This is a genomic window from Lutibacter sp. (genome assembly GCF_013139515.1).
In the GTDB taxonomy this organism is placed as follows: Bacteria; Bacteroidota; Bacteroidia; order Flavobacteriales; family Flavobacteriaceae; genus Lutibacter.
Map to the genome: position 1 here is coordinate 1 of NZ_WTAR01000049.1, position 3,453 is coordinate 3,453.

A 3,453-nucleotide genomic window follows, 5' to 3' on the forward strand; every position below is an offset into this window, starting at 1 on the left:
TTGAGCATAAATTTCTTTGTTGCTTCTAAATACCGATAATCTCGGTTTAGTAGCTGTACCAAAAATTACCTTTCTGATTCTATGCTTAATTCTTTGCCTTCTTTGAAGCTTTGATAATGCCATAATATAATTAATTATGCAGATTTACCTGCTTTTCTTCTTAATATTTCTCCTACAAATTTAACTCCTTTTCCTTTGTATGGTTCTGGCGGACGGAAAGAACGAATCTTTGCCGCAACAGCACCAACAAGTTGTTTATCTAATGAAGATAATTTTATTTTTGGATTTTTTCCTTTCTCTGAAATAGCTTCTACTTTAACTTCAGGAGCTATATCTAAAACAATGTTATGAGAAAAACCTAGAGCCAAGTCTAATACTTGTCCTTGGTTACTTGCTCTATATCCTACACCAACAAGTTCTAATTCTTTAGTCCATCCTTCAGAAACACCAAATATCATATTATTTAGTAAAGCTCTGTATAAACCATGTTTTGCTTTATGGCTTTTACTATCAGATGGGCGTTCTAAAACAACTTTCCCTTCTTCAACTTTTACCGTAATACCGTCTGTTATTTCTTGAGATAACTCTCCCAACTTTCCTTTTACAGTAACAACATTCTCGTTAATATCGAGTGTTATTAGTGCTGGTAAAGTAATTGGGTTATTTCCTATTCTTGACATCTTTACTTAGTTCTTTATTAATATACGTAACATAAAACTTCTCCTCCAACATGCGCTTGAGTAGCATTTTTACCAGTCATTACACCATGTGATGTAGAAACTATAGCTATACCTAAACCGTTTAATACACGTGGCATTTCATTAGCACCTACGTACTTACGAAGACCTGGTGTACTTACACGTTGCATTTTTTTTATAACAGAAGCTTTTGTTGCTTTATCATATTTCAAAGCTATTTTAATACTTCCTTGAACACTTTCGTCTTCAAATTTATAGCTTAGTATATAACCTTGATCAAATAAGATTTTAGTTATTTCTTTTTTTACTCTTGATGCTGGTATTTCAACTATTCTATGGCCTGCCATAATAGCATTTCTAACTCTTGTTAGATAATCAGCGATTGGATCTGTAATCATAATTTATTAATTTACGGTTTTGGTTTTCAATTTATTATTGAACCTTAAACCTGTTTAAAATTTTACCAACTGGCTTTTCTTACTCCTGGTATTAAACCTTGATTTGCCATCTCACGAAATGTTACACGTGAAATTCCAAATTGTCTAATATACCCCTTTGGTCTACCAGTTAGTTTACAACGATTGTGCATACGTACTGGAGATGCATTTTTAGGTAATTTTTGCAATGCTTCATAATCACCAGCTTCTTTTAAAGCTTTGCGTTTTTCAGCATATTTTTCAACTACCTTTCTTCTTTTAACCTCACGGGCTTTCATTGATTCTTTAGCCATATCTTAATTCTTTTTAAAAGGTAAACCTAGTTCACTTAATAATGATTTTGCTTCTTTATCAGTTTGAGCAGTTGTTACAAATGAAATATCCATACCACCTATTTTGTTTACTTTATCTATATCTATTTCAGGATATATAATTTGTTCAGTAATACCTAGGTTGTAATTTCCTCTACCGTCAAAACCATTTGCTTTGATACCGTTAAAGTCTCTTACACGTGGTAAAGATGCAGTAACTAATCTATCTAAAAATTCGTACATTTTTACACCACGTAAAGTTACTTTTGCACCAATTGGCACACCTTTACGTAATTTAAATGTTGCAACATCTTTTTTAGAAATTGTTGAAATTGCGTGTTGACCAGAGATTGTAGTCAATTCATCAACAGCATAATCAATCAATTTTTTATCAGCTACAGCAGCACCAACTCCTTTACTAATTACAATTTTTTGTAATTTAGGAACTTCCATTACGTTTTTATAACTGAATTCTTCAGTAAGAGCACTAATTACTCTACTCTTATACTCTTCTTTTAATCTTGGTATATAAGTCATAACTATATTGCTTTATCTGTTTTTTTAGAAACTCTAACTTTTTTATCAGCTTCCATTCTATAACCTACTTTAGTTACTTCTCCATTTTCCAATAACATTAAATTTGAAATATGAATTGAAGCTTCCTTTTTCACAATACCTCCTTGTGGGTTTTGCGCGCTAGGTTTTGTATGTTTAGATATCATATTAACACCTTCAACAATTGCTCTGTTTTTAATAGGAAAAATTGTGACCACTTTTCCTTCTTCACCTTTATGGTCTCCTGCCATAACTCGAACACTATCTCCTGATTTGATCTTTAACTTCATCGTATAATAGTTTATTAAAGCACTTCAGGTGCTAATGATACAATTTTCATAAATTGTTTTTCACGAAGTTCTCTAGCAACAGGTCCAAAAACACGTGTTCCTTTCATTTCACCAGAAGTAGCATCTAACAATACACAAGCATTGTCATCAAATCTAATATAAGATCCATCTTTTCTTCTGATTTCTTTTTTCGTTCTAACAACTACAGCTTTGGCTACTTGACCCTTTTTAACAGATCCATTTGGAGTAGCATCTTTAATTGCTACTACAATTTTATCTCCAATTGATGCATATCGTTTTTTGGTTCCTCCTAAAACACGGATAACTAAAACTTCTTTAGCACCAGTATTATCAGCTACTCTTAATCTTGATTCTGTTTGTAACATAATTATTTAGCTCTTTCTAGGATTTCTACTAACCTCCAACGTTTTGATTTACTCATTGGACGTGTTTCCATTATTCTAACAGTATCTCCAATATTGCAATCATTTGTCTCATCGTGAGCCACATATTTCTTTGTGTTTAACACGAATTTTCCGTACATAGGGTGTTTCACTTTTTTAACTTCTGCAACAACAATAGATTTCTCCATTTTGTTACTTGAAACTATACCTATTCTTTCTTTTCTAAGATTTCTTTTTTCCATCTTTACTGAATACAATTATTGTAATTCTCTTTTAGTTAATTCTGTAGCTACTCTTGCTACAGTTCTTCTAAGTGCTCTCAATTGCATTGGAGTTTCCAATGGTGAAATTGAATGAGCCATCTTTAGATCAGAATAACTTTTCTTTAAACTTCCAAGTTGTTCTTGTAACTCTTCAGTTGATAATCCTATAATTTCAGATTGTTTCATTTTCTTAATCGTTTATTAAGCGTTATCAAAATCTCTAGCTACAACAAGTTTCGTTTTAACAGGTAATTTTTGTGCTGCTAAACGTAAAGCTTCTTTAGCTACGTGAGCAGGAACTCCACCTACTTCAAACATAATTCTTCCTGGTTTCACTACGGCTACAAAATATTCAGGTGCACCTTTACCTTTACCCATACGTACTTCTAATGGTTTTTTAGTAATTGGCTTATCTGGAAATATTTTAATCCATAATTGACCTTCTCTTTTCATATGACGAGTTGCTGCAATACGTGCTGCTTCGATTTGACGAGA

The 3,453-nt window shown here is 32.3% G+C and carries 10 protein-coding genes; all 10 read right to left on the reverse strand.

Annotated elements, in window-relative coordinates; all coding sequences use genetic code 11:
* On the reverse strand, window positions 1–123 hold a 123-nt coding region (locus tag GQ540_RS05350), incomplete at its 3' end, for a 50S ribosomal protein L18 (protein WP_291798450.1).
* An 11-nt stretch (window positions 124–134) separates the two neighbouring features.
* Window positions 135–680, reverse strand: a complete 546-nt coding sequence (gene rplF / locus GQ540_RS05355; RefSeq protein WP_291798425.1) for a 50S ribosomal protein L6 — start codon at window positions 678–680, stop codon at window positions 135–137.
* Window positions 681–697: 17 nt separating this feature from the next.
* Window positions 698–1,096, reverse strand: coding sequence for a 30S ribosomal protein S8 (rpsH, locus tag GQ540_RS05360; protein WP_291798428.1), 399 nt, complete (start codon window positions 1,094–1,096; stop codon window positions 698–700).
* Window positions 1,097–1,158: 62 nt separating this feature from the next.
* Window positions 1,159–1,428, reverse strand: coding sequence for a 30S ribosomal protein S14 (gene rpsN, locus GQ540_RS05365; protein ID WP_291798431.1), 270 nt, complete (start codon window positions 1,426–1,428; stop codon window positions 1,159–1,161).
* A gap of 3 nt (window positions 1,429–1,431) precedes the next feature.
* Complete coding sequence (gene rplE, locus GQ540_RS05370; protein ID WP_291798434.1) at window positions 1,432–1,983, reverse strand: 50S ribosomal protein L5; 552 nt, start codon at window positions 1,981–1,983, stop codon at window positions 1,432–1,434.
* Between the two features lie 2 nt (window positions 1,984–1,985).
* Entirely contained in the window at window positions 1,986–2,291 is a 306-nt protein-coding gene (rplX, locus tag GQ540_RS05375; protein ID WP_291798437.1) for a 50S ribosomal protein L24, read from the reverse strand.
* A 14-nt stretch (window positions 2,292–2,305) separates the two neighbouring features.
* Entirely contained in the window at window positions 2,306–2,677 is a 372-nt protein-coding gene (rplN, locus tag GQ540_RS05380; RefSeq protein WP_291798440.1) for a 50S ribosomal protein L14, read from the reverse strand.
* A gap of 2 nt (window positions 2,678–2,679) precedes the next feature.
* On the reverse strand, window positions 2,680–2,937 hold the full coding sequence (gene rpsQ / locus GQ540_RS05385) for a 30S ribosomal protein S17 (RefSeq protein ID WP_291798442.1): 258 nt from the start codon (window positions 2,935–2,937) through the stop codon (window positions 2,680–2,682).
* A 15-nt stretch (window positions 2,938–2,952) separates the two neighbouring features.
* Window positions 2,953–3,144, reverse strand: coding sequence for a 50S ribosomal protein L29 (rpmC, locus tag GQ540_RS05390; RefSeq protein ID WP_291798445.1), 192 nt, complete (start codon window positions 3,142–3,144; stop codon window positions 2,953–2,955).
* Between the two features lie 15 nt (window positions 3,145–3,159).
* A partial coding sequence (gene rplP, locus GQ540_RS05395; protein WP_291798448.1) for a 50S ribosomal protein L16 occupies window positions 3,160–3,453 on the reverse strand: 294 nt, incomplete at its 5' end.